Raw genomic sequence first — 24,369 nt, forward strand, 5'->3', positions numbered from 1 at the left:
GCGGTTATCCTCGTACCCGGAGTCGTTGGGCGTCGATTCGTGCGGGGAGGCACAGTGACCGAAGCCCGGAACGACGGCGGTGGCCGAAGACTCACCTGGCTGCTGACGTCGAGCGCGGCGTCCCACCTGGGGGACGGCATCGGCAAGGTGGCGCTGCCGCTGCTGGCCACGACGCTGACCCGTGATCCGGTGCTCATCGCCGGGCTGTCCGCCACCCAGTTCCTGCCGTGGCTGCTGTTCGCCGCGGTCGCCGGCGCGCTGGTCGACCGGATCGACCGGCGGCGGGCGATGATCGCCGCGAACACCGCCCGTGCCGTCGCGGTCGGCGCGCTGGCCGTGCTCGTCGCCGCCGGCGGGATGACGATCTGGCTCGTCTACCTGACCGCGCTGATCATCGGGACGGCCGAGACGATCGCGGACAGCGCGGCGAACGCGCTGATCCCGGCGGTCGTCGGCGACGGCTCGCTGGACGCGGCCAACAGCAAGCTGCAGGCCTGCGAGATCGTCGGCCAGACGTTCCTCGGCGGCCCGGTCGGCAGCCTGACGTTCGCGCTCTTCGCCGCCTTCCCGTTCGTCCTCAACTCCGCCGGCTTCGCGATCGCGGCCGCGGTCCTGCTCGGCCTGGCGGGCACCTACCACGCGAAGGCGGAGACGCCGGTCGCGCCGGCGAAGCTCCGCACCGAGCTCGCCGACGGCCTGCGCTGGCTGCGCGGGCACCCGCTGCTGCGGCGGCTGGTCGTCGTCGCGGGGCTGCTCAGCCTGGTCAGCGAGCTCGCGCAGGCCCAGCTGGTGCTGTACGCGCTCGAGGACCTCCACCTGTCCGACGCGACCTTCGGGTTCTTCGCGTTCGTCGGTGGGATCGGCGGGCTGCTCGGCGCGGGCGTCGCCCCGCGGCTGGTGCGGGCGACCGGACGGCTGCCGGTCGTCGCCGGCGGGATCGTCTGCTGCGGGCTGGGCTTCGGCGGGATGGGCCTGGTGCGCTCGCCGGTCGCGAGTGCGGCGCTGTTCGGGCTGTTCGCGGCGGCGGTGGTGGCGGTGAACGTGGTGCTCGCGACGGCCCGGCACACGCTGGTGCCGGGTGAGCTGCTCGGCCGGGTGCTCGGCGTGTGGCGCACGGTCGTCTGGGGCGCGATCCCGCTCGGCGCGCTGCTGGGCGGCGTGCTGACCGAGCGCCTCGGCTCAGCCGCGCGGACGTTCGCCGTCTCGGGTGTGGCGATGCTGGTGATCGCCGCGTTCGCCTTCGTCGCGCTGCGCCGGTTCCCCCTCGGTGACGAATCGGACTCAGCCGCGGCGCTGACCCACCACGACCCCGGATTGTGAGCTGAAATAGCCCCTCACCCAGGTGGTGGTGAGGAGGCCGTCATGCACACCGTCGACCCGGGGACCGGCACCGACGCCGATCCCGACTTCGACGCGTCTTCGTCCGAGCCGGTGCCCACCCCGCCGTCACGCCGGTTGCTCGTGCTGTGCGGGGTGGCCGGGTTCGTGCTCGGCGGCAGCGTGCTCGGGCTCCTGTGGGGACTGTCCGGAGTGCACGCCGGCGCGCTCGAAGACGCCGTCGCGGCGTGCCAGGCGCTCGACCGCGTCGGCGAGCTGCCCGACACGAGCCGGGACGCGCAGCCGAAGCTGACCCCCGCCCTCAGCGGGGAGCGGCTGCACCGGATGGTGGCCGCGCGCGAGCTGTCGGCGGCCGCCGCCCAGATCAACGCCAATTACCAGCCGCTCGCCGACCACATCGACGGCGTCAGCCGGATGGTGCTGAGCCTGCACTTCAACGACATCTCCGGGCAGCGCCACCTCACCGAGGCGAAGGAGATCTGCGGCCGCATTTAGGCGGGGTGGACGGTCTTCACGGCGAGCTGGTTGCCGGGGATCTTCGTGCTCGCGCAGCCGGTGCCCTCGCTCGGCACGAAGTTCGACGCGGTCTCCTGCGGCAGGTAGATGCGCAGGCCCTTGACCGGCGTCGGCTGGCAGGTGCCCGGGTCGAAGTTCTGCACGTTGACGAACTGGATGTCGGCGGCCGCCGTCTGGCCGGGGTTCAGCTTCACCGCGTTGCCCTTGGTGCCTTCGCGGAAGGCGTCCTTGCCGACCTGGTGCCCGTCCGAACCGGCCACGTAGGACACGCCGGGGAACCCCTGGATGGTGCAGGGCTTCGCGCTGGCGTTCTTGATGAGCAGCGGGCGGTACGTCGAGCCGGCCCCCGCGTCGCCCTGGCCGAGCGAGAGCTTGACGTCCCCGGCCTTGCACAGCCCGTTGTCCGCGGGCTGGGCGGCCGGCGGCGGGGCGGGGGTCGAGGCGGAAGGACTCGACGTGGCGGTGGTGACCGTCGTGGTGGCAGTCTCCGAGCTGGACGGCGTCGAACTGCTCGCCGCGTTCGTGGTGCCGCCGCCACCGCAGGCCGACAGCGCGAGAACGCCCGCCGAGGCCGCGACGACCGGGAACAACCGTGAAAGCTTCATGTCATTCGCCTCCCTGGTGTGGTGCTACTGGGTAGACGTACCGGGGCGCGGCCGGGTTGGCTGCTTTCGTAAATTCCCCACCAGACGTGTTCTAAACGTGACGATCTCACACGTTCGGGTGCTCAAAGGGGCGTGTCGACCCAGGTCAGGCAGCGCCACTGGCCATCCGGCCGGGCGACCAGTTCCACGAGACCGGTGTTCGGGATCAGGGCCGCGTTGGCGACGTCCGCGTGCACGTTCGGGGCCAGCCACTCGGCGGCCAGCCGGATCGCACCGCCGTGGCTGACCAGTGCGACCACCCCGTCCGGATCGGCCTGCTCGTGCTTGGCGCGCAGCCGGCCGACGGCGTCCAGCATCCGGGTGCGCACGCTCGTGCCGCTCTCGCCGCCGGGCAGCGAAGGCGTCAGCTCGCCGAGCGTCCAGCGCCGGACGGTCTCCATGTACGTCCGGATCGACGCGTGGTCGGTCGCCCCTTCGAGATCACCCGCGACGACCTCGTGGACGCCGTCCACGACCTGCACGTCCATCGAGAACCGCGCGGCCAGCGGCGCCGCGGTCTGCTGGGCGCGCGTGGCCTGCGACGCGTAAACGGCGACCAGCGGCTCCTCCGCCAGCCGGGCCGCGAGGTCGTCGGCCTGCCTTCGGCCGAGGTCGGTCAGCGGCGGGCCGGGCAGGGCGGTGTCCAGCGCGCCGCGGACGTTCCCGTCGGTCTGCCCGTGCCGGATCAGCAGCAGCCTCACGCCTGGGCCCCCTTGCGGACCGCGTCGGCCCACGCGGCCGCGTCGACGAAGTCGTCGTTGCCGAAGCCCGTCTCGATCGTGGTGGGGATGCCGTCGGCACGGGGGTGCGAGCCGAGGAAGCGCAGGTTGCGGCAGTGCCGGCGCAACGCCGTCAGCGCGTCGAGGACCCGCGGCTCGGCCACGTGCCCTTCGAAGTCGATGAAGAAGCGGTACTCGCCGAAGTTGTTGCGCGTCGGCCGGGCGTCGAGCCGGGTCAGGTTGATGCCCCGGCCGGCCAGCTCGGTGAGCAGCTCGGCGAGCGTGCCGGTGCGGTTCGCGGCCGCGGCGACCACGGACGTCCGGTCGGCGCCCGTCGGCTCCGGCAGCTCGCCCGGCCGGCGGACCAGCAGGAACCGCGTCGCGGCGTCGGCGACGTCGCCGACCTCGGTGGCCAGCACGTCGAGGGCGTAGTGCTCGATCGCGACCGGCGCGCAGACCGCCGCGTCGAAGTCGCCTTCCAGCACGCCGACCGCGGCGGCGGACGTCGACGACGACGCCACCGCGTTCGCGCCCGGCAGGTTCGCGTCGAGCCACTCGCGGACCTGGGCCAGCGCGTGCGGGTGGCTGGCGACGGTCTTGATCTCCCCGCCGCCGGGCCGGGTCAGCACGCTGAAGTGGACCGGCAGGATCGTCTCGGCCACGGCGACCAGCGGGGTCGACTCGCTGAACCCGTCCAGGGTGGCGGGCACGACACCTTCGACCGAGTTCTCGATGGGGACGCAGGCCGCGTCCGCCTCGCCGTCGCGGACCGCCGACATCGCCAGCCGGACGGTCTCGTAGGGGATCAGTTCCTCGCCGGCGGCGAGCAGCCGCGCGGCCTGTTCGGTGAAGGTCCCTTGGGGCCCGAAGTATGCGATCCGTGACACAGCACCCAGGCTACGGGGGCCGGCCGTGGCGACATTCACTCGGACAGCCGGTACGCGAACCGGTTACGCCGGGTGGCATTTTTTGCGATGCTGAGGGCGTGACCGCCGAATCGGGCACGCACACCGGACGTGAGGGCACCAGGCCGCCGGTCACCCCTCGCGCACCCGAGCTGGTGCTGTGCGCCGTGGATGACCCACTCGCCGACGCCTGGACCGCCGCCGCCCGGAAACTGGCCGGCCGGGTCCGGGTGCACCGCGGGTCGGTGCTCGACGTCGTCGCACAGGCCGTGGTCAGCCCGGCCAACTCCTACGGCTGGATGCGCGGCGGCATCGACGCCGTCTACGCACAGGCGTTCCCGGGTGTGGAGCAGAGCGTCCGCAGCGCGGTGCTGGCCTTCCACGGCGGCGAGCTGCCGATCGGCGACGCCGTGGTGGTGCCGACCGGCGAGGCCGAGCCTGCCTGGCTGATCAGCGCCCCGACCATGCGGGAGCCCGGCGAGCTGCTGCCCGCCGACACCGTCCACCCGTACCTCGCCGCCCGCGCGGTCTTCCTGACCTGGCGCGACGGCCGGCTCGACGAGGGACCGGTGCGGGAGCTCGTCGAGACGATCGCGATGCCGGGGCTCGGCACCGGCGTCGGCGGCGTCGCCCCGGAAACCTGCGCCCGTCAGGTCGCCGCGGCCTGGGCCGAGGTCTTCGAATCGCGTAACGCTGGGTGACCAACCCCGGTTGGGGGGTGGACTACATCACAGCGCGTTCACCGGCCGTAAGCCCTACCGTTAATCACGCAGGTGAAACGCGTCCGCCAGTGCAGGCGACGGCCGGAGGAGTGTGCGATGACCCGGGTCCGCGAACTCAGCCCGTATGTCGAGCTGCACCGGGAACAATGGAAAGAACTGCGAAGTTCGACGCCGTTGCCGCTGACGGCGGCCGAGCTGCTGCGGCTGCGCGGCCTCGGTGAGCAGGTCGACCTGGCCGAGGTGGCCGACGTCTACCTGCCGCTGTCCCGCCTGATCAACCTGCAGGTCGCCGCGCGCCAGCGGCTCTACGAAGCGACCAAGACGTTCCTGGGTGACGACTCCCGCAGCACGAAGGTCCCGTTCGTGATCGGCATCGCCGGGAGCGTGGCGGTCGGCAAGTCGACCACCGCCCGCATCCTGCGCACGCTGCTCGCCCGCTGGCCGGACCACCCCCGCGTCGACCTGGTCACCACCGACGGCTTCCTGTACCCGCGCGCCGAGCTGATGCGGCGCGGGATCATGCACCGCAAGGGCTTCCCGGAGAGCTACGACCGGCGCGCGCTGCTGCGGTTCGTGACCGAGGTCAAGTCGGGTGCCGAGCGGGTCGCCGCGCCGGTGTACTCGCACCTGGCCTACGACATCCTGCCCGGCCAGGAGCAGGTCGTGCAGCAGCCGGACATCCTGATCGTCGAGGGCCTCAACGTGCTGCAGCCGGGCCCGCGGCTGATGGTGTCCGACCTGTTCGACTTCTCGATCTACGTCGACGCGCACACCGACGACATCCAGCGCTGGTACATCGAGCGGTTCCTGGAGCTGCGGCACACGGCGTTCGCGGACCCCGCGTCGCATTTCCACCACTTCGCCGGCCTGCCCGACGACGAGGCCCGCGCCGAGGCGCGGCACCTGTGGCACTCGATCAACGAGCCGAACCTGATGGAGAACATCAAGCCGACCCGGCCGCGGGCCACGCTGGTGCTGCGCAAGGACTGCGACCACACCATCAACCGCGTGCGGCTGCGCAAGCTCTGACTTGTCACGCACCTCGTCACCCACATGCCGCACATTCGCACGCTGAGCGAGTGCGCAGGCACGTTTCGTTGCGCCCCGGCGACTCTCCGCGCCGGATTCCGGCCGATCGGCCGAGGCGGCCCGTTCAGCCGTAACCGGTTGGCCGATACCGGGCGTGCGTTGTGAAAGCGACCCTGAAGGAGTCAGGAAAACGGCTCTGAGCTGGGGAGGAGGCCCACGATGTTCTCGATGATCCTCACGTGGGTCGGTGCGGTGCTCGGTCTGGCCTTGCTGATCGCGATGGCCGCCGGGACGTTCGTCGTGGACTTCGACGACCGGCTGCAGGAGCGCCGCCGCAAGGGAAAGCCCGCCGAACCGGCAGGCCCCCTCCCGTAAGCGTCAGAGCGCGGCCAGCGCCTCGAGGTAGGCGTCGGCGTCGTATTCGAGGTTTTCCGCGTCCAGCAGGCTGTTTTCCAGTGCGTCGATGAGCTGCTCGAAGATCTCGTCGCGGTCGAGCTCACCCTCCTGGAGGCGCTCGACGGCCTGCCAGACCTCGGCGGGCTCGTTGTCCCACAGCTGGTCGACGATGGTCGCGCGCAGGATCAGCCGCTGCTCTTCCTCGTCTTCGTCGGCCTCGGCGATGACGAGCGCGCGGCGCTGGTCGGCGTCGGTCGGGTCGAGGTCGACCTCTTCCTCGTCGATCTCCGTTGTCGTCGACGGCACGGCGAACATCCGCCGCTCCAGCGCGTCGGCCAGCTCGGTCGGCGACAGGTCGGCGGTGTCGGCGAAGTAGCGCTCCAGCGGCGAGTCGTCATCGTCGGCGTACTCGCTCAGGTAGTCCTGGACGGCTTCGTCGAGCGCGGCGATCGCGGTCTCGGTCAGGTGGGCCCGCTCGCCGGTCCACTGCACCCAGGCCAGCACGACCGGTTCGACGGCGTCTTCGTAGTCGGCGTCGAGCTCGTACTCCTCGCCGAGCAGCCCCTCGAGGAACCGCGCGATCTTCTCCGGCCCGACGCGCAGCGGGTTGCCGGGGTCGGTGCGCAGGCCGTGCTCCAGCAGCAGGCCACCGATCGCGCGGGCGGCGTCGGCGTCCTCACCGCTCGCGGTGACGAACTGCTCGACGACGGCGGCGCGCTCGGCGTCGGACCACTCGGCCACCTCGGGCACGAGCGCGGGCTCCGGCAGCGCGCGGCACCAGGTGAGCGCGACCGCGTGGAAGCGCGCGTAGTCCTCGCTGACGTCGGCTTCGTCGAGGTGGTCGGTGGCGGCGAGGCCGTCCGCGATCAGGCGGTGGGCCTCGGCCGGGTCGACGGCCTCGAAGACGACCAGCTCGGGGTCGGCGTCGGACTGCTCCCGCATCTCGGCGACGACGTCGGCGGGCCGGTCGATCACGACGAGGTCCCGCACGCGGCCGCCCTCGGTGTAGTCGAGCAGCGCGAGCAGGCCGTACGCCTGGTCGCCGTGGGAGAAGACGCAGAGCAGGGAGGACTCGTCGCCGTAGATGTCACCGGTCCGCCAGCACTCGCCGGCGACGACCTGGCCGAGCCCGGCGGCGAAGGCGGGCTCGGGGATGCCGCGGCCGAGCACGACCTGCAGCCCGGCGTCGGCGGCCTTGCGCTCGACGTCGGTCTCCGCGACGACCTTCAGCGCGGCCAGCAGCCCGGCGGCGCCCGGCGTGATCTTGCGCTGCGCGAAGCCGATGAGCTCCAGGCCGAGCGGCTCTTCGCCGTCCTCGACGGGCAGGTCGTGGAACTGGCCGAGCACCTCGGAGGCGAGCAGTTCGACGTCGACCGGCGCGGGGTCGGCGCCCAGCGCCGAGAAGTCGTTCAGGACGTCCTTGAACAGGCCGGTCACGCTGTGCGTGACGGGCTGCGGCTGCCTCTTGCGGGCGCGACTGACCGGGCTCATGGCCTCATGCTTTCACTTCACCGCGAGTGGGTCGCGGTGGCCCTGGCGCGGGTCCCGCCGCGGGCCCGGCGGGGAGGCGCCGAGCCGGGGCGGCGGAACTGGGCCACCGCGACGCCTGGCGCGCTCACGATGTCCCGGTGCACGTGTATCACCGGTTCTCCCGGCTCAACGAGGGCTGCGCGGGGAGGTTACGGCCTTCGGCAGAGCGATCCTGGCGGTCCGGATTTCCGTGATGAGCCGGGTTTTCCGCCGGTGGTTTTCCACCAGCGCGGCCAGGTAGGCGGTGAATTCGTCCGGCGTCTCGGCGCGCTTGTGCAAGGTGCGCAACAGCTTCAGCCGGCGGGCCGCTTCCTGGTACGCCTGCGGGTCCTTGCGCTCGATGAGCTCGTCGACGTGTTCGCGGAAGACCGGGATCGTCTCGGCCGGGTGCTCGGCCGCGCGCTGCTCGGCCAGTTCGAGCCTGAGCTCCGGCGAGGCCCCGAACCGCACGCAGGCCCGCCAGGCTTCGTCCGGACGGCCGTCGTCGAGCAGCACGCGGACCAGCTCGTCGGCCTGCTCGGTCCCTTCGGCCGCCCGTTCGCGCAGGCGGGCGAGCGCTTCCCGGCGCTGGACCGTCCACTTCCCGTCCTTCGTCGCGGCCTCGCGCAGGGCCGCGAACGTCTCGCGGCCCGGCTCGGCGTCGAAGTCCTTGCGGCGGCGGGAGGTTTCGCTTTCCGGCTCGGGCGACACCGACGGCGGCTGCTTGTCGTGGGTGAGCGCGCGGGCGGCGTGCGCGATGGCCTCGCTGTGCCGCCCGGCCGCGCGCAGCACCCGGACGATCTTGAGGCTGACGTCCACCCGCGGCGGCTTGGCCGACAGGATCGCCACCAGCTCGTCGACGTCGCCGAGCACCTCGGCCAGCTGCTCCCGCAGCCGTTCGGCCACGTCACGGCGGTGGCCGGGGCCGTTCGCGGCCAGCACGTCGTCCACAGTGGACTTGATCCGCTTGAGGCCGGGCTCGCCGAGCGCCGTCGCGAACTCGGCGAGGTCGATGACCGGGCGGCCGGGGCCGTCGAACTCGACCTCGAGGATCCAGTCGGCCAGCTTCTCCGGGTCCGGCGGCCGGGCGGCGCACGCGCGGGCGTACAGCTCCACGGCGCGGTCCAGCCGGTCGGCCAGGTCGCCGGCGTGGTCGCCGGACTGCTCCAGCACCTCGCTGATGTCGTCGACCGTGCGCCGGGCCAGCGGGGCCAGGTCGGCGCGGCTGCCGGCGTCGAGCATCCGCTGCAGCGTGTCGAGGACCGCGCCGATCTTCGCGGTGTACTCGACGTTCCCGTCGGTGACCGCAGTGTCCAGCAGCCGGTGCGCCTCGCTGACGTCACCGGATTGGGTGGCGGCGCGCAGTTCGAGCGAGTGCCGCAGCTCGGGATCGCGCTCGGCTTGGGCGTGCAGCAGGTCCGCCAGCGTCTCCGCGTCCAAAGTGCGCAGGTAGGGGCGAAGATCCGAGTGGGGACTCACGCGCACCAGTCTGCCCGACGGTCACCGGCACGCGTGTGGGCCAACCGCGTGCTCTTTTCGGAGTAATCGTTGACGGAGAGTGAGCGGCTCACCGACGCCGCAAGTCGTCGAACACGGCTTTCAGCGGCCACGGATCCGGCAGACCGGACCGTGGTGACCGTGCGTGGCGGGGGCGCGGGATGGCCGGGCGGACGGTCGGCACCATGATCGGGACGACCGGAACCGGCACCCGCGCCACGAGCCGCCGCACGACCACCATCAGGAGGACGGCGAAGAGCAGGAGCGCCGTCCCCGCCGCGAGGGCACCGGCGAGGGTGCGGCGGCCGTCGTCGAGCGTCAGTTGCACGGCGTACTGGCTCTGCTGCGTGTACAGCAGGCCGAGCCGGGCGGACACGGCGTAGGCGGCACTGCGCCACGTGGACTCGGGCAGCGGAAGCGGTTCGGCGGCGGTGAAAGCGTTCTCGGCCGCGGTGAGCCTGCTCCATTCGGCGCTGCGGGTGAGCGACTCGTACGCCATCCGGCCACTCTCGGTGAGCTGCGGGACGACCCGGGCCAGGTCGGCGCGGTAGGAGGCCACGGCGGAGGTGAACGACCCGCGCGTCACGTTGTCCAGCCCGGCCAGCGCGAGGGAATCGGAGCGATCCATCCCTTCGGCGACGGAAAGCAGCTCGACGGCGGTGGTCTGCTGGTAGGCGGACTCGGCGTCCGGGGCGTGGCGGGCGTAGTCGCGCAGGCCGGCGATGGCGGACTCGATCCGCTGCGTGTAATTCGCGTACGCGGCACCGCGCTGGTCGGGCGCGGCCATCGCCGCGCTCCGCTCGGCCTGCAGCGCGACCACCGCTCGGGCCGTCCGGTCCGCGGCGGCCGCCGTCTCCACGGCCTCGTCCCGCGTCCGAACCGCTTGGTGGATCAGGAGAATCGCGATCACGACAGCCACGGCGACGAGCGCGCCGCCGGGGATGAACGCGATGCCCAGCATGCGGCCGCGGACGGATCGCAGGTACTTCAAGACGTTCCCTTCCCAGCCTTGGTCCCCGCAACAATCCCGACGGGATTCAACCTATTGAGTGAGAGATTCACCGGTCAACGGCAGTCCGCCATACGGGCGTTAGCTCACTGTGACGATGGAGGCACAATCGCGCCCGTGACCTTCGACGACGTGACCCAGCGGCTGCGCGGCTTCGCGGCGGCCCGTGCCTGGGAGCCGTACCACACCCCGAAGAACCTCGTGATGGCGCTTTCCGGCGAGGTCGGCGAGCTGACCTCGCTGTTCCAGTGGCTGACGCCGGAGGAATCCGACGCGTGGCGCGCGGACCCGGCGCTCGAGGAGAAGGTGCTGGACGAGATCGCCGACGTCACGCTCTACCTGCTGCAGCTGGCCGACCGCCTCGGCGTCGACCTGGCCGCGGCGGCGCACGCGAAGATCGACCGCAACGAGGTCCGCTTCCCGCCGCCGTCCTAGCCCCAGAACACCCCGCCGGGGTTGCGGTCGATCTCGGCGAGCAACGCGGGCGGCGTGCTGGCGACCGGCGCGTCCGGGTGGTTCAGCCACTGCCCGGTCCGGTCGGTCCACCAGACCGACCAGATGCCGAACTCGTCGAACCGCAGCTGCGCGATCTCGTGCTCGCTCCACTCGGGCCCGGCCTGCGCGCGGCGTTCGACGATGGTGACGGCGCGGCCGCGGGTCCGGCACTCGACCCGGACCCGGTCCTGGAGGTGCTCGGGGACGCGCTGCGCGCACCACCGTTCGATCTGCCGCAGCGCGAGCTCCGGAATTGCCATGACTCCAGTGAACCGGACCGCGTCAGCCGGCGCGCAGGTGGGCGAGCACGGCTTCGTAGGTTTCCGACGGCGCGCACCCGTCGGTCGGCACGACGACGCAGCCGGGCCGCTGCGGCAGGTAGGCGGCGAGCTGGTCGTGGATCCGCCCGACCAGCGCGGGACCGCCGCGTTCCTGCACGACGTCGTCGACGCCCTTGGTCGCGGCGTCCCCGTTCGCCGCCCGCTCGGCGAACCGCCCGCAGGCGACGGACTTCTCGGCGGTGAGCAGGATTTCCCGGTACTCGGCCCGGCACGCTTCCGCGGCGGCCTCGAAGGGTTCGACGTCGGCAACCCGGGTGGCGAGCTGCGGCATGACGACGTCGTGCCCGGTCCGCAGGTGCGTTTCGGCCATGGCGACGGCGAGCAGCTGCGCGGCCTTGAAGGTCGGGAAGAAGGTCTCCCGCCAGCCCCCGATCAGGCAGACGACCCGATCGGTGTCGAGGTTCAGCACCCCGGGATGCGCTTCGGCGTAGACCTGCGCGATCGTCGACTTCCCGATCCCGGACGGCCCGTTCAGGTGGATCAGTCGTGGCACCGGACCGAGGCTAGCGCGCCGCGGGCTCGGCCAGCCACCAGCCGCCGAGCAGCGTCCCCACCCCGAGGACGGCCAGGAAGATCCCGCCGGCCAGCGGGGTTCCGCCGAACATCGCGACCACCACGATGAACATCAGCAGCAGCCCGACGCCCATCATGATCCGCCCGCCGACGAGCTTCGACGTCCCAGCCGCCGCCGCAGCCGGCGGCGCGGGCGGCGGCTCGAAGCCGAGGGCCACCGGAGCGGCGTCGACGTCGAGCAGGACGGCGCCCAGTTCGGCGGCACGGGCCAGCCTGGGCTCGTTCGCGGGCACGGTCGGGTCGGCCACCAGGTGGGTCACGCTGGCGGTCAGCTTCTTGGCCAGCTGGACGCTCTCGGCGAGGACGCGCGCCCGCAGCCGGTCCGCCGCCACGGTGGTGCCGAGCACCAGCACCCGCGTCGGCTTCCCGCCGTCGGTCGGCCGCAGGTCCGCGGCGCCTGCCACGCCGAGCGCGGTCGCCACCTGCCGCAGTTCCCGCGCTTCGGCCGCGGTCACCACGCCGTCCCGTTCCGCGATTTCCCGCAGCGCGGCCACGAACTGCTCGTGCGTCGACCGCACGTGCGCTTCCGACAGCCCGGCCTCGCTCGCCAGCGCGGCCAGTGCCGTCACCTCGTCGGCCGTCAGGTGCTGGTCGGCGAAGACACCGGCGAGCAGGTCCAGGTAGGCGTTCCCGGCCCCGCTGCCGGGGATCCGCTCGACGGCCTCGGCCATCCACCCCGGTTCGGCGGGCAGCTCCTCGGCGCGGGGCAGCAGCCGGCCACCGGCGAAGCGCGGCAGGCCGGGGAAGACCGGTGGGGTCGCGAAGGTCAGTCCGTAGCGCCCGAACAGGACCGTCGCCAACCGCGCGGTCGTCCTCGCCGCCGACAGGGCCGAGGTCCCGGTGGGCACGCCGAGGGCGTGCGCCACGGTCGCCGTCCGGTAGTTGGGCAGCCGCAGCACCGACCGGGCGGCCGCCGTCGTCGAAACGCCCGGCAGCGCGGGCACCCGGACCCCCACCGCCCCGGTTTCGCGGTCGAGGAACGCCCCGGTGAAGGCGGGGTCGGGCGCGACGACCACGCTGCCGGCGCACAGGTCGAGCAGCGGCCCGAGCACCTCGCCGAACGACGGCGCGCCGTCGAGCTCGCCGCGCGTGATGCCGTGCACGAACGCCGGGCCGAGCGGCACGCCGGGCCCGGGGTCGACCAGCGTCGCGAACTCGCCGACCAGCGAGCCGTCGGCGTGGACCCGCACGGCGGCCAGCTCGACGATCCGGCCCGGCCGCAGGCCGGTGGTCCGGATTTCCAGTGCGGTGAAGTCGAGACCGTGGGCGGGGTGGCCACCGGCGCCGAGCAGCGGGAGGGATTCGATCACGTCCGCTGGTCGTTTCCCGGCCGGCCGTTGTGACAGCTTTTCGGCGTGGCCGCGTGGTTCGTGACGTGATCGTGACGGCAACATTCCGCCGGATAACGACTGGTGGTCGATCACGAGCTCGCCCGTAACAAGGACGGGAGATTTCCCGAGTACACCGTCGGCAGGTCGCTCGAGGAACGAGGAAATCCCGCATGCAGGCGAAGAAGCGCTTTCCGAACTGGCTGAAGATCGTCCTGGCCGCGTTCACGGTCCTGTTCGTGCTCGGCGCGATCTTCGGCGAGGCACCCGAGCCGAAGCTCGCCACCGCCACCGCTCCTGCACCCTCGGCACCCCCGACGACCAGCACATCCGCGACGCCGACGCCGACACCGGTTGCCGTCACCTACACCGTCGGCAGCGTGCCGGACGGGGCGACCGTGGTGGTCAAAGGCAGTGACGGCAGCGTCAAAACGGTGCACGTCCTCGGCGTGCTGGCTCCTCCCGCCAGCAACGGCTGCTACGCGGCGGAATCGCTCGCGTGGGCGTCCTCGACGCTTTCCGGCAAAGCCGTCACGCTCGGCGCGGAAACCGCGCAGGGCATTGCCTTGACGCTCCCCGACGGGCAGGACTACGCGACGCTGGCCATTCGGCAGGGTTATCTCAAGTACGCGGCCACCGCCTCATTGCCCGCGCTCGCCGATACCGAAACCGCGGCCAAGACCGCCGTCGCCGGGCTGTGGGGACCGCCGTGCCGCGGAACCATCGACGCGCCCGCGCCGACGACCACCGCGCCGGCGCCCCCTCCGGTGGTGACGCCGAAGCCGGCGCCGGTCACCAAGGCGGCTCCCCCGCCGCCGCCCGTGGAAACCACCGAAGAAGCCCCGGCGCAGGCGTACTACGCGAACTGCTCCGCGGCGAAGGCCGCGGGTGCGGCGCCGCTGCACCGCGGCGAACCCGGCTACCGGCCCGCGCTCGACCGCGACGGTGACGGCGTCGCCTGCGAACGGTGATCTAGCCTGGTCCGATGACGACCGCCGGCGAACTGCTCGGCAGGCTCGCGGGCCTGGACAAGGACGCACTGGCGAAGGTGCTGGCCCACCGGCCGGACGTGCTGCTGGAGCCGTGGCCGCGGCGGCTGGACGTCGTCGCGGCGCGGCTCGCCGCCGCCGAGTCGATCGAGGCCGCGCTGCTCCGGCTGCCCGCGCCGCTGGTGCAGGTGCTGCGGGCCGTCCAGCTGTGCCACGCGCTCGGGCGGCGGCCGGCGCCCACCGAAGAAGTGGCCCGGCTGCTCGGAACGGACGCCCGAACCGTCGAAGCCGCCGTGGCGGAGCTGGCCGAACGCGCCCTGCTCCTGCCGGGCACCGACGGCATCGGCCTGCCGGACCCGCTGCGCCGCAACACCTTCGCCGCCGAGGGCCTCGGCCGTCCGCTGGCCGGCCTGTTCGAGGAGTTCGGCACGAGCCGGCTGGCGAAGCTGTCGCGCACTCTCGGCCTGCCGGGCACCGGCCGGAAGGCGGAGCTCCTGCTCGGGCTCGTGGAGTTCTTCCGGGACGGCGAAACCGTCCGCGCGCTCTTCGACACCGCGCCCGAGGAGACGCGGAACCTGTTGCGGGACATGGCCGACAGCGTTCCCGAGGTGCAGGGCCTTGCCCCCGCGGGCTGGGCGTTCGACCACGGCTTCCTGGTCGGCACCTTCCACGGCACGGTGGCCATGCCGATCGAGGTGTCGCTCGCGCTGCGCGGCCCGGACCACCAGCTGCCGTTCACGCCCGACGAACCGCCGTACCCCGTCACCCACACCGAGGCCGACGCCGCCGAAGCCGCGTCCTCGGCCGCCGCGCTCCGGTTGCTCGACCGCGTGTCGGCGATCCTCGACCTGGCCGCCACGGACCCGTTGCCGCTGCTCAAGGACGGCACGATCGGGTCCCGGCTGGTCAAGAAGATCGCCAAGGACACCGGGGGCACGCCCGCGGAGATCGAGCTGGCCATCGACCTCGCCGCGCAGGCCGGCCTGCTGGTCGCCGACGAGCCACCGCCGCCACGCCGCGGCCACAAGGCCCCCGCGCCCACGCTCGCGCCGGACCCGGACCTCGTCCGGCCCGCCCCGGCGCTGCTCTACCGCCTGCTGCTGACGACCTGGTGGGACGCGGCGGCGCCGGGCTTCGAGGCCGACGCGCTGGTCCGGCAGGTGATCGTGCGGCTGCTGGCGCGGCTCGGCCCGGGCGACGCCGTCACGGACGTCGAAGCGCTGACCGGACTCGTCGGGTGGCACGCGCCGATGCTGCCGGCCGACGACCTCGCCGGGTACGTCCGGGACGCGCTCGGGGAATGCGAGCTGCTCGGCGTGGTCGCCCACGGCGCGGTGACCGCGGCCGGGCGCGCCCTGCTCGAGCCGCACACGCTCGTCAACGTCACCGACGAGCTGGTGTCCCGGGCGCGGACGACGGCGTTGTTCGGCACCGACCTCACCGCGATCGTGCCCGGCTCGCCCGACGCCCGGCTCGCCGCGTTGCTGGACAGCGTCGCCGACCGCGAGGCCCAGGGCACCGCGACCAGCTGGCGGTTCTCCCCCGCGTCCGTGCGGCGCGCGTTCGACCAGGGCGCGACGACCGGCGAGCTGCTCGACGACCTGCGCACCATCGCCGCGGGCGAGCTGCCGCAGCCGCTGGTGTACCTGGTCAACGACGTCGCGCGGCGGCACGGTGAGGCGCAGGTGATCGACGTCGCCAGCGTCGTCGTCGGCGAACCCGCCGTGCTGGCCGAGCTCGCCGCGCACCGCAAGCTGGCCAAACTCGGCCTGCGCGCGGTGGCACCGACCGTGTTGACGTCCACTGTGGACGCTTCGGGGACGCTGGCGGCGTTGCGCGAAGCGGGTTATGCGCCGACCCGCCACGCCGCGGACGGCAGCATCGTGCTGCCCGCCCGCGACCAGGCCGAGCCGACGGTCGCCGTCCGCGACCCCGAACCGGATGAACTCCCCGCCGATCCCGCCGGCCACGCCGAGCGGCTGCTGGCCGCCCCTTCGACCGGGCCGGTGCTGCTGCGCGGCCAGCTCGCGCGGGCGATGAGCGACCGCTACGCGGGCCGTCTCACGCCGAAGCAGCAACAGCTCTGCTGGCAGCTCGAAGCCGGGCTCCCGGTCGACGTCGCCTACGACGGCGAGCACCTCGTCATCGCCTACCCCGAGCTCGACGGCGACGTCCTCGACGTCTGGTCGCTCCTGGAGCGCACCTACCGGCGGCTGGAGCTGGCGCGGATCGAGCTGGCTCAGGCCTCGACTGCGGTGAGCCTCGCGTAGGCGACGACGTTGTCGAGGTAGTTGCCGCTCGCCCGGTCGAACGCCCCGCCGCAGGTGATGAGCCGCAGTTCGGGGTCCGGGGTGTCGCCGTAGACCTGGTCGGTCGGGAACGCCGCCTTCGGGTAGCGGTCGACGCGGTAGACCGTGAAGACGGCGATCCGGCCGTCCGCGCGGGCGACCTCGGCCTGCGCGCCGGGCTGCAGGTCCTTCAGGCGGGAGAAGGCACCGGGCACGTGCTTGTAGTCGACGTGCGCGGCCAGCACGGCCGGGCCCGCCTCCCCCGGCGACGGGGCGCCGGTGAACCAGCCGACCGTCGTGGCGTCACCCGGCACCTCCAGCGCGCCTTCCGGGGTGAGGCCGAGGTCCTTGATCCCCTCGGCCCGCACGCCGATCGCCGGGATGGTCAGCGACGCCGGTTTCGCCGCGGGGAGGCCGTCGGCGGTCGTTGCCGGGGTGCGCGCGACGCTGGCGGTGCCCGGCGGGTCCGGGGCGGCCGGGCTCGGCGGGGCGACGTCCTGCGGCGCCCGCGGCGAGAGGACGAGGACGAGGGCCACGGCCAGCACCACGCCGAGCGCGGCGACGACCGCCGTGACCGCCGGCCACAGGCGCGGGTGCCTCAACTCGGCCGCCGGCGCAGGTAGAGCACCATGCCGCCGGACACCGTCGCGGCGAGCAGCGTGCCGCTGAGCACGAGGAAACCGGGAACGTCTTCGTCCGGTTCACCGCCGCCGGTGGCGACACCGCCGACCGGCTTGACCTTCACCTGGGCGTCCGTCTTCTTCTTGGGCGGGTCGGGCTTTTTCCCCGTCGGCGGGTTCTGCGTCGTCGTGCTCGTGCTCGGTTGTTTCGGCCGGTGCGCCAGTGATTCGCAGGCGATTCCGTCTTTGTCTTCGTCCAGGTGGTAGGGGTCGCCAGGGGTGGCGTCGAGGACGTCTTGGGCTTCTTCCTGGTATTGGAAGTTCTTGCAGTCGACATCGCCGGTCAAGGGCGTCGCGAGCTGGGCGGAGGCGAACGGGGCGGGGCCGAGGAGAGCGAGCCCGGCGACGGCGGCGGCCGTCGTCAGGGCACGGCGGAACAGGGACAACGGAATTCCTTCCGAGCGGAATCGGGGCGATTGCGTGGTTACTATCGCAGCCTTGCCGGAGCCGTTACGGACGATTCCGGAATTCCGGAAATGCCAGCGCTCCACGAAGAAGGCCGGGTTCCGTGATTCTTTCGCGTTTCGGTGTTGACCTGCGGGTATATGACACAGGAATGCATACCCGTTGGAATGTTACGGAGCACGCGGTCACACCTTTGAGGTAATTCACGTGTGACGGTGCCGACCGGCCGCCACCGCGGCGCCCGCACACCCCGTAGCCTCGGGGTATGCCGATCCAGGTACTGCTCGTCGACGACCACGAACTGGTCCGCCGCGGGCTCCGCGACCTCCTCGGCGACGAGCCCGACATCGAGGTCGTCGCCGAGGCGAGCAGCGTCGAAGAGGCCCTGGCGGTGGCGATGCACGTCGAGCCGGAGGTCGCGGTGGTCGACGTCCGCCTCGGCGACGGCGACGGCATCACGCTCTGCCGCGAGCTGCGGTCCAAGCCGAACCCGCCGGCCTGCCTGATGCTTACCGCGTTCGACGACGAAGAGGCGATGGTCGGCGCGATCATGGCCGGCGCGGCGGGCTACCTGCTGAAGCAGGTGCGCGGGCAGGACGTCGTCAACGCGGTGCGCGAGGTGGCGGCCGGGCGGTCGCTGCTGGACCCGGTGAGCACCGCGCGCGTGCTGGACAAGATGCGGCACCCGCCGACGGACGAGCTGGCGACGCTCACCGAGCGGGAGCGGGACGTGCTGGAGCTGATCGGCCAGGGGCTGTCGAACCGGGAGATCGCCGAGCGGTTGTTCCTCGCGGAGAAGACGGTGAAGAACTACGTCACGTCGGTGCTGGCGAAGCTGGGGATGCAGCGCCGGACCCAGGCCGCGGCTTGGATCGCTCGGCGCGAGAAGTAACCCTTCGCCACGGTTGCGGCCGCAATCCGCCGTTCGCTGCGTCCTTTTCAGGCCCCGTCACGGTCCGCCATCTCGATCAGGCGTTTTCCGGGTCAAGGTTCACCCGAAGGTGAGTCGAATATATGTTCGATGACTCGGTAAGATCATTGACGAGGGCGTGGAAGGGAGGATGGATGACCCGAGAAGGTTGAGTTGCAGGAGCAATGGTCAGTCGAGAGGCAGGTCGAACGCGACGAGCGTGCCGAGGCTGGGCGAGGAGTTCAGGAAGAACTTCCCGCCGGCGGCGTCCGCGCGTTCGGCGAGGTGGCGCAGGCCGCGGGTGGCGACACCCTGGGGCACGCCGGAACCGTTGTCGCGGACGCGGAGTTTGACGCCGCGGGAGTCCCTGGTGAGGGTCACGCGGGTTTCACTGGCGCCGGAATGCCGGACCACATTGGACAGTGCCTCGCGGAGAGCGGCCCGGATGTGGTCGGCGCGTTCCGCGGGGATGTCGGCGAATTCGCCGGACAGCTCGAGGGTCGGCGGGTAGCCGAGCAGCTCCCCGGCGATGCGCACTTCGCCCCGCGCCGATTCGGCGAGGTCGGTGGGCGTCCCGGTGTCGTGCCGGGGCTCCGGTGACCGCAGCGCGCGCACGGTGCCGCGGATTTCCTCGATGGTCTGGTCGAGCTGGTCGATGGCGTCGGAGAGCCGCGCGCCGTCGGCTTGGGCGAACCGCTTGCGCATGTTGCGCCGGACGCGGTCCAGCTGCATCCCGGCACCGTAGAGCCGCTGGACGATGACGTCGTGGAGCTCGCGGGCAATGCGCTCCCGCTCTTCGTAGAGGGCAACGCGGTGACGGGCGTTGGCGCCTTCGGCAAGAGCGAGAACGACCCCGGCTTGCGCGGCGAAGGCCACGAGCATCTCGACGGTCCCGGCGGAGAAGGGTTCCCGCCCCCGCTTCCGGTAGACGGTGAGCGACCCGAGAACCCGCCCCCCGGACCCGAAAGGAGCGGCGGCGAAGGGACCGTAGCCGTGGAGCTCGGCGGGCACGTAGGGCGCGGTCCGCGGATCGACGGTGAAGTCCGCGCTGGAGACGGGCTCGCCCCCGCGAGCGACCTGGCCGGCCGCGGAGTCGGCGGGCAGAGCAAGGCCGCGCAGGGACTCGGCGGTGGGTGCTCCGGGGAGGGATGCCGGTTCCTCGGCGGAGCGAGCATCGGCTGGCTGACCTGCGGGTGCGCCGGACTCCGGGCTGCCGGCGGGATGGGCGGAGTCGGCCGCCGAGGCGGTCGAGCTGGTCGGCTGACCTGCAGGCGCACCGACCTCCGGGCCACCGGAGGGGCGAGCGGAGTCGGCCGCCGAGGCGGCGGAGCTGGCCGGCTGACCCGCAAGCGCGCCGGCCTCCGGGCCGCCAGCTGCGCGGGTGAAGTCGGCCGGGTGCGAATCAACCGCCGCCGGGTGGTCTGTGCGCTCGCCGGACTCCGGGCCACCGGAGTCGCCCGGGTGCGCATCGGCCGCCGGAGCGGTGTTGCCTGCGGCGGCGGTGGCATCCGCTGTTCGCGGTGGCTCGCTGGTGGCGTAGTGCGCCGCCTCGACCACTACCCTGCCGTCCTCGGTGCTGACCATGGCCAGGCCCAGGTCGGCGTCCGCGAGCTCCGCCGCCCTGGCCACGACCGTGTCCAGCACCGCTCCCGGGTCGTCGCCGGACAGGGCGGTGCTCGTGATCTCGGTGGCCGCGGACAGTGCTCGTGCGGCAAGCGTCGGGTCCATGAGTCCCGTCATTATCGCGCGCGGCTGTGCCTGCCCGCCGAGGGCTCCGCAGGAACCGATCACGGGACCGGCACCCGCGTGACGACCCGGCCGTCGCGGATCTCGAGGACCACGTCCGCTTCCGCCGCCTCCTCCGCCGTGTGCGTCACGTGCAGCACCGTCCGGCCCGCCAGCGCCTCCCGCAGGTTCGCACGGACCTCCCGGGCCGTCGCCGAGTCGAGGTGCGCCGTGGGCTCGTCCAGCAACACCAGCCCAGCCGACGGAGCTCCGAGCAACGCCCGCGCGAGCGCCACCCGCTGCGCCTGGCCGCCGGAGAGGCCGCTGCCGCCGCTGCCGAGCAGCGTTTCCGTCGGCAGCTCGGGAAGGGCCGCGGCGCTCAACGCCGCGCGCAGTTCCTCCTCCGTTGCCGCCGGGCGGGCCAAGCGCAGGTTCTCGGCGATCGTCGTCGCCGCCAGCAGGGGCTCCTGCGGGGCCCACGCCACCTCCGCCGGCACCTCGACCACGCCCCGCCGCGGCGGGAGGAAGCCCAGCAACGCCGCGACCAGCGTCGACTTGCCCGCTCCGCTCGGGCCGACCACCGCCGCGTACGTGCCCGGCCGCAGGTTCACGTCGACGTCGTGCAGCACCACCGGCCCGCCCGGCCAGCCCAGGTCCACGCCCCGGAGCGCCACGGCCGTCCCGAGCAACGGCGATGGCGGTGCCGGCACGTCGGCGAGGCGGCGACGCGCCCGCTGCACCGTGTCCCAGTGCTGCGCCACCGGCGGGAGCAGCGCGAGCACCTCCGCCAGCGCGAGCGGGACCAAGGCCAGCAGCGGCGCCAGGACCGGGTCGAGCCGGCCGGCGGTGACCGCTTGGGCCGCGAGGGCCGTGCTGATGACCGCCGCCGCTCCGCAGGCCAGCGTCACCAGGGCCTCGGCCGCTCCCGCGCCGAACGCCTGCCGGCGGGCCTGCGTCACCAACCGGGTGTCCGCGTCGGCGAGGGCCCGGCGGTGGTCATCCGCCCGGCCGAACGCCAGCAGCTCGGCCGCCGCTTCGAAGATCGTCAAGACTCGGGTGGCCACCTCACGGCGACCGGCCGCCAGGGCCGACGTCGCCCGGCGCTCCACCTTCAGCGCGATCCACGGGGCGCACAGCCCCAGCGCCACCGCCGCCGCGAGCGTCCAGCCCGCCGACGGCAGCACCCACGCCTGCACGGCGATCGCCCCCGCCGCGACCAGGGCCACCACCAGCGGCGGCGAGACCACGCGCGGCAGCAGGTCGCGCACGGTGTCGACGTCGCCGACCAGCCGGCGCTGCCCCTCTCCCGCACGCAGGCCGCGCGCCGGCCCGAGGCGGACCAGCGAGTTCCACAGCCGCACGCGGACGCGGCCGGCGATGCGGAACGCGGCGTCGTGCGTGACGAGCCGTTCGACGTACCGCAACCCCGCGCGGCCGAGGCCGAACGCGCGGACGCCCACCACCGCCACCGTCAACGTCAGGATCGGCGGCTGCTGGGACGCCTTGGCGATGAGCCAGCCGGACGTCGCCGTCAGCGCCACCCCGGCCAGCAGCGCCAACGCGCCCGGTGCCGCACCACCGAAGAGCCGTCCGCCGAGGAGCGTGCGCCACCCCAGCGGCGCGCCCGGAGCGTCCACTGTGGACTCTTCCGCGGATTTCGGCGCCTCGGCGGGCAGGTCGACCGCCGCGGTGCGCTCGTGGGCCGCGATGACCGCCGCGGCGCCGTTGGCGACCGCGCGCTGCACCGCGTCGAGCACCAGGCGCGCGCTCGCTTCGTCGAGGTGCGCGGTCGGCTCGTCGAGCAGCAGCAACCACGCACCACCCTCCACCCGGTGCAGCGCGCGGGCGACCGCCACGCGCTGGCGCTGCCCCAGCGACAGCTGGGAAACCGGCCGGTCGGCGAGCCCGGCCAGCCCGAGCTCGGCGAGCACCGCACCGGCGGAGCCCACCTCTTCGCGGACCGTGCCGCCGGTGAACACCGGCGACTGCGGCACCCACGCGACCTGCTCGCGCCAGCGCGCGAGGTCGGCGTCGGCGAGGTCCGTCGAGCCGGCGGTGATGGTGCCGTCCGCCGCCGGGACGAAGCCGAGCACGGCCGCGAGCGTCGTCGACTTACCGCCGCCGCTCGGGGCGCGGAGCCAGACCGTCTCGCCGGGCCGGACCGTGAACGACTCGCCGTCCGGGGCGAACCCACCGCGCCGCTCGACGCGCAGGGACGACACGCGCAGCTCGCCCCGCGAAGGGACCGCGGTTCCCGCAGCGGGCGCCGGGATCGCCAGCAGGTCGGCGACGCGCCGGACCGCTTCGACGCCGTCCTCGCTGGCGTGGAACGCGGCGCCGACCGCGCGCAGCGGCTGGTAGCACTCCGGCGCCAGGATCAGCACACCGAGCCCGATGGCCAGCGGCAGGTGGCCGCCGGCGAGCCGGACACCGATCACCACCGCGACGAGCGCCACCGACAGCGTCGCGACCAGTTCCAGCACGAACGCCGAGGAGAAGGCCACCTTCAACGTCTTGAGCGTCGCGCGGCGGTGGCGTTCGGACAGCCGCCGGACGGTCTCGGCCTGGGCCGCGGCGCGGCGGAACGCGGTCAGCACCGGCAGCACGCGCACGAGTTCGAGGAGCCGCTCGGACATCCGGTGCGTGGCATCGGTCGCGCCGGCGACGCGGTCGGCGGTGTACTTGCCGACGAGGATGGCGAACACCGGCAGCAGCGGCACGGTCAGCGCGACGATCACGCCGGAGGGCCAGTCGGCGAACAGGATCGCCGCGCCGGCGCCGAGGGGCACGACGGCCGCCGTCACCAGCGCGGGCAGGTACTCGCGGAAGTAGGCGTCGAGCGCGTCGAGGCCGCGGGTGGTGAGCGCGGTCAGCTCGCCGTGGCCGCGCCGGGCGATCCACTCGGGACCCAGGCGCAGGACGTGGTCGACGGCCTTGGCCCGCAGCTCGCGGTGCGCCGTGGCGGCGGCGCGGGCGGAGACCGTGCGCACCGCCCAGCCGGTCAGCGCGCGCGTCGCGACGAGCGCGAGCAGCACGGCCAGCTGGGCGGTGCGTCCCCCGGACCCTGCTCCGACGATCGCCGCGAGGACGTCGGCGAGCAGGAACGCCTGCGCCACCAGCGCGGCGGCGTTGACGAACGACAGGACAGCCACCAGGGCCAGCGCTCGGCGCACGGACGGCACCAGGGCCGGCAATGCGCCGAGCGGGCCCTTTCCCGGCCGCGCCGAGTCCACTGTGGACTCCGAGGCGAGAAGGGTTGCGCGCCCGGGAAGTTCGCTCATGGTGCGTGGACCGCCGGGATGTGCTGGGTGCCGATGCGCTTGCGGAACACCCAGTACGTCCAGCCCTGGTAGATCAGCACGGCGGGGGCACCGAAGACGGCGACCCACGTCATCACCGTCAGCGTGTACGGGCTCGACGCGGCACCCTCGATGGTCAGCGTGTTGGCGACGTCGGCCGTCGACGGCAGGACGTTCGGGAACAGCGACCCGAACATGACCACCGCGGCCCCGGCGATGACCACGCCGAGCGCGGCGAACGCCTGCCCGTCGCGGTCGGCCCGCAGCCGCAGCCAAGCGGTGGCCGCGGCGACGGCGCTGATGCCGAACGCGAGCAGCGTCCACAGCGTGCCCGAACGCCACTGGACGACCGAGAGGAACGCGACCATCGGCACCATCGCGACCGGCAGCAGCCGCAGCGCCAGGGTGCGCGCGCGTTCCCGCAGGTCACCGCTGGTCTTGAGGGCGAGGAACGCGGCGCCGTGGGCGATCGAGAAGGCGGCGATCGCGAGCGCGCCGAGCAGGGTGTCCCAGCGGATGGCGGCGAACGCGGAGCCGGCGCGGTTGCCCTGGGCGTCCAGCGGCAGGCCGAGGACGGTGGTGGCGAGGATCAGCCCGACACCCAGCGGCGGGATCCACGAGCCGAGCACGATCACCCGGTCCCAGTTGCGCCGCCAGCGGTCGGAGTCCACCTTCCCGCGGTACTCGAAGGCGACGCCGCGGCCGATGAGGGCGAGCAGCACGAGCAGCAACGGCAGGTAGGCGGCCGAGAACAGCCCGGCGTACCAGGCCGGGAAGGCGGCGAACATGGCCCCGCCGGCGACGATGAGCCAGACCTCGTTGCCGTCCCAGACCGGCCCGATGGTGTTGACCATGACGCGGCGCTCGGTGTTGTCCCGGCCGAGCACCGGCAGCAGCATGCCGACGCCGAAGTCGAAGCCTTCGAGGAAGAGGTAGCCGAGCCAGAAGAAGGCGATCACGACGAACCAGGCGATTTCCAGGGTCATCGCACGCCTCCGTGGCCCTGAGTTATCCACAGCGGGCGGAGTTGTCCACAGACGGGCTGTGGGTAA

At 73.1% G+C, this 24,369-nt stretch carries 23 protein-coding genes and 1 pseudogene; 9 read left to right on the forward strand and 15 right to left on the reverse strand.

Translation table 11 applies throughout. The annotated features are described in order from the left end of the window. Positions 1 to 54: 54 nt before the first annotated feature. On the forward strand, positions 55 to 1,320 hold the full coding sequence (locus HUT10_RS26540; protein ID WP_176173690.1) for an MFS transporter: 1,266 nt from the start codon (positions 55 to 57) through the stop codon (positions 1,318 to 1,320). A 42-nt stretch (positions 1,321 to 1,362) separates the two neighbouring features. Next, positions 1,363 to 1,833: a hypothetical protein gene (locus tag HUT10_RS26545; RefSeq protein WP_176173691.1), complete on the forward strand. Its 471-nt coding sequence runs from the start codon at positions 1,363 to 1,365 to the stop codon at positions 1,831 to 1,833. On the opposite strand, the gene HUT10_RS26550 is transcribed toward HUT10_RS26545, so the two are convergent. The 3 genes from HUT10_RS26550 to pheA form a co-directional block, all read right to left on the reverse strand. After that, a complete protein-coding gene (locus tag HUT10_RS26550; protein ID WP_176173692.1) occupies positions 1,830 to 2,459 on the reverse strand; it encodes a DUF4232 domain-containing protein in 630 nt (209 codons plus the stop codon). The two genes, HUT10_RS26545 and HUT10_RS26550, sit on opposite strands and share 4 nt — an antisense overlap. 122 nt (positions 2,460 to 2,581) lie before the next feature. Beyond that, on the reverse strand, positions 2,582 to 3,199 hold the full coding sequence (locus HUT10_RS26555; protein WP_176173693.1) for a histidine phosphatase family protein: 618 nt from the start codon (positions 3,197 to 3,199) through the stop codon (positions 2,582 to 2,584). Beyond that, positions 3,196 to 4,104 (reverse strand): prephenate dehydratase, encoded by a 909-nt coding sequence (gene pheA / locus HUT10_RS26560; protein ID WP_176173694.1) that lies wholly within the window; start codon positions 4,102 to 4,104, stop codon positions 3,196 to 3,198. The genes HUT10_RS26555 and pheA overlap by 4 nt, the downstream gene beginning before the upstream one ends. A 98-nt stretch (positions 4,105 to 4,202) precedes the next feature. Here pheA and HUT10_RS26565 point away from each other — a divergent pair, with 98 nt between their 5' ends. The 3 genes from HUT10_RS26565 (at position 4,203) to HUT10_RS26575 (ending at position 6,248) form a co-directional block, all read left to right on the forward strand. Then, positions 4,203 to 4,823, forward strand: coding sequence for a macro domain-containing protein (locus HUT10_RS26565; RefSeq protein WP_176173695.1), 621 nt, complete (start codon positions 4,203 to 4,205; stop codon positions 4,821 to 4,823). 117 nt (positions 4,824 to 4,940) lie between these two features. Beyond that, the gene (coaA, locus tag HUT10_RS26570) at positions 4,941 to 5,873 is read left to right on the forward strand and encodes a type I pantothenate kinase (RefSeq protein ID WP_176173696.1); all 933 of its coding nucleotides are present in this window, start codon (positions 4,941 to 4,943) and stop codon (positions 5,871 to 5,873) included. Positions 5,874 to 6,101: 228 nt separating this feature from the next. Next, positions 6,102 to 6,248: a hypothetical protein gene (locus HUT10_RS26575; protein ID WP_176169279.1), complete on the forward strand. Its 147-nt coding sequence runs from the start codon at positions 6,102 to 6,104 to the stop codon at positions 6,246 to 6,248. A 3-nt stretch (positions 6,249 to 6,251) separates the two neighbouring features. Here HUT10_RS26575 and HUT10_RS26580 read toward each other — a convergent pair whose 3' ends face one another. The 3 genes from HUT10_RS26580 to HUT10_RS26590 all read right to left on the reverse strand — a co-directional run bounded on the left by HUT10_RS26580 (position 6,252) and on the right by HUT10_RS26590 (position 10,266). Then, complete coding sequence (locus HUT10_RS26580) at positions 6,252 to 7,760, reverse strand: hypothetical protein (protein ID WP_176173697.1); 1,509 nt, start codon at positions 7,758 to 7,760, stop codon at positions 6,252 to 6,254. Positions 7,761 to 7,925: 165 nt separating this feature from the next. After that, positions 7,926 to 9,257 (reverse strand): hypothetical protein, encoded by a 1,332-nt coding sequence (locus HUT10_RS26585; RefSeq protein WP_368660783.1) that lies wholly within the window; start codon positions 9,255 to 9,257, stop codon positions 7,926 to 7,928. A gap of 88 nt (positions 9,258 to 9,345) precedes the next feature. Continuing rightward, positions 9,346 to 10,266, reverse strand: a complete 921-nt coding sequence (locus HUT10_RS26590; protein WP_176173698.1) for a nitrate- and nitrite sensing domain-containing protein — start codon at positions 10,264 to 10,266, stop codon at positions 9,346 to 9,348. Between the two features lie 135 nt (positions 10,267 to 10,401). Here HUT10_RS26590 and HUT10_RS26595 point away from each other — a divergent pair, with 135 nt between their 5' ends. Beyond that, positions 10,402 to 10,719, forward strand: coding sequence for a nucleotide pyrophosphohydrolase (locus HUT10_RS26595; RefSeq protein WP_176173699.1), 318 nt, complete (start codon positions 10,402 to 10,404; stop codon positions 10,717 to 10,719). Here the strand turns inward: HUT10_RS26595 and HUT10_RS26600 are convergent. The 3 genes from HUT10_RS26600 to HUT10_RS26610 are packed head-to-tail and all read right to left on the reverse strand — an operon-like array spanning position 10,716 to position 13,003. Beyond that, positions 10,716 to 11,039 carry a DUF3024 domain-containing protein gene (locus tag HUT10_RS26600; protein ID WP_176173700.1) on the reverse strand — a complete coding sequence of 108 codons (324 nt, stop codon included), beginning with the start codon at positions 11,037 to 11,039 and terminating at the stop codon, positions 10,716 to 10,718. The two genes, HUT10_RS26595 and HUT10_RS26600, sit on opposite strands and share 4 nt — an antisense overlap. Before the next feature lie 22 nt (positions 11,040 to 11,061). Next, a complete protein-coding gene (locus tag HUT10_RS26605) occupies positions 11,062 to 11,613 on the reverse strand; it encodes an AAA family ATPase (protein WP_176173701.1) in 552 nt (183 codons plus the stop codon). Between the two features lie 10 nt (positions 11,614 to 11,623). Then, positions 11,624 to 13,003: a 3'-5' exonuclease gene (locus HUT10_RS26610; protein WP_176173702.1), complete on the reverse strand. Its 1,380-nt coding sequence runs from the start codon at positions 13,001 to 13,003 to the stop codon at positions 11,624 to 11,626. Between the two features lie 191 nt (positions 13,004 to 13,194). Between HUT10_RS26610 and HUT10_RS26615 the strand changes: the two genes are divergently transcribed. Next, complete coding sequence (locus HUT10_RS26615; RefSeq protein WP_176173703.1) at positions 13,195 to 13,992, forward strand: thermonuclease family protein; 798 nt, start codon at positions 13,195 to 13,197, stop codon at positions 13,990 to 13,992. A 14-nt stretch (positions 13,993 to 14,006) separates the two neighbouring features. Then, entirely contained in the window at positions 14,007 to 16,280 is a 2,274-nt protein-coding gene (locus HUT10_RS26620; protein WP_176173704.1) for a helicase-associated domain-containing protein, read from the forward strand. Here HUT10_RS26620 and HUT10_RS26625 read toward each other — a convergent pair. Continuing rightward, on the reverse strand, positions 16,250 to 16,900 hold the full coding sequence (locus HUT10_RS26625; protein WP_176173705.1) for a class F sortase: 651 nt from the start codon (positions 16,898 to 16,900) through the stop codon (positions 16,250 to 16,252). The two genes, HUT10_RS26620 and HUT10_RS26625, sit on opposite strands and share 31 nt — an antisense overlap. Further along, on the reverse strand, positions 16,897 to 17,364 hold the full coding sequence (locus HUT10_RS26630) for an excalibur calcium-binding domain-containing protein (protein WP_176173706.1): 468 nt from the start codon (positions 17,362 to 17,364) through the stop codon (positions 16,897 to 16,899). The genes HUT10_RS26625 and HUT10_RS26630 overlap by 4 nt, the downstream gene beginning before the upstream one ends. A gap of 284 nt (positions 17,365 to 17,648) precedes the next feature. Here HUT10_RS26630 and HUT10_RS26635 point away from each other — a divergent pair, with 284 nt between their 5' ends. Then, entirely contained in the window at positions 17,649 to 18,275 is a 627-nt protein-coding gene (locus HUT10_RS26635; RefSeq protein ID WP_043788689.1) for a response regulator transcription factor, read from the forward strand. A gap of 207 nt (positions 18,276 to 18,482) precedes the next feature. Here the strand turns inward: HUT10_RS26635 and HUT10_RS26640 are convergent, their stop codons facing one another. The 4 genes and pseudogenes from HUT10_RS26640 to cydB form a co-directional block, all read right to left on the reverse strand. Next, positions 18,483 to 19,412 (reverse strand): histidine kinase, encoded by a 930-nt coding sequence (locus tag HUT10_RS26640; RefSeq protein ID WP_176178015.1) that lies wholly within the window; start codon positions 19,410 to 19,412, stop codon positions 18,483 to 18,485. Between the two features lie 405 nt (positions 19,413 to 19,817). Then, positions 19,818 to 20,021, reverse strand: a pseudogene (locus tag HUT10_RS26645) (sensor histidine kinase); the annotation flags it as partial. A gap of 59 nt (positions 20,022 to 20,080) precedes the next feature. Beyond that, complete coding sequence (gene cydD, locus HUT10_RS26650; RefSeq protein ID WP_217709645.1) at positions 20,081 to 23,299, reverse strand: thiol reductant ABC exporter subunit CydD; 3,219 nt, start codon at positions 23,297 to 23,299, stop codon at positions 20,081 to 20,083. Next, entirely contained in the window at positions 23,296 to 24,303 is a 1,008-nt protein-coding gene (cydB, locus tag HUT10_RS26655; RefSeq protein WP_176173707.1) for a cytochrome d ubiquinol oxidase subunit II, read from the reverse strand. The genes cydD and cydB overlap by 4 nt, the downstream gene beginning before the upstream one ends. Between the last annotated feature and the right edge of the window lie 66 nt (positions 24,304 to 24,369).

The organism is Amycolatopsis sp. Hca4 (genome assembly GCF_013364075.1).
GTDB lineage: Bacteria > Actinomycetota > Actinomycetes > Mycobacteriales > Pseudonocardiaceae > Amycolatopsis.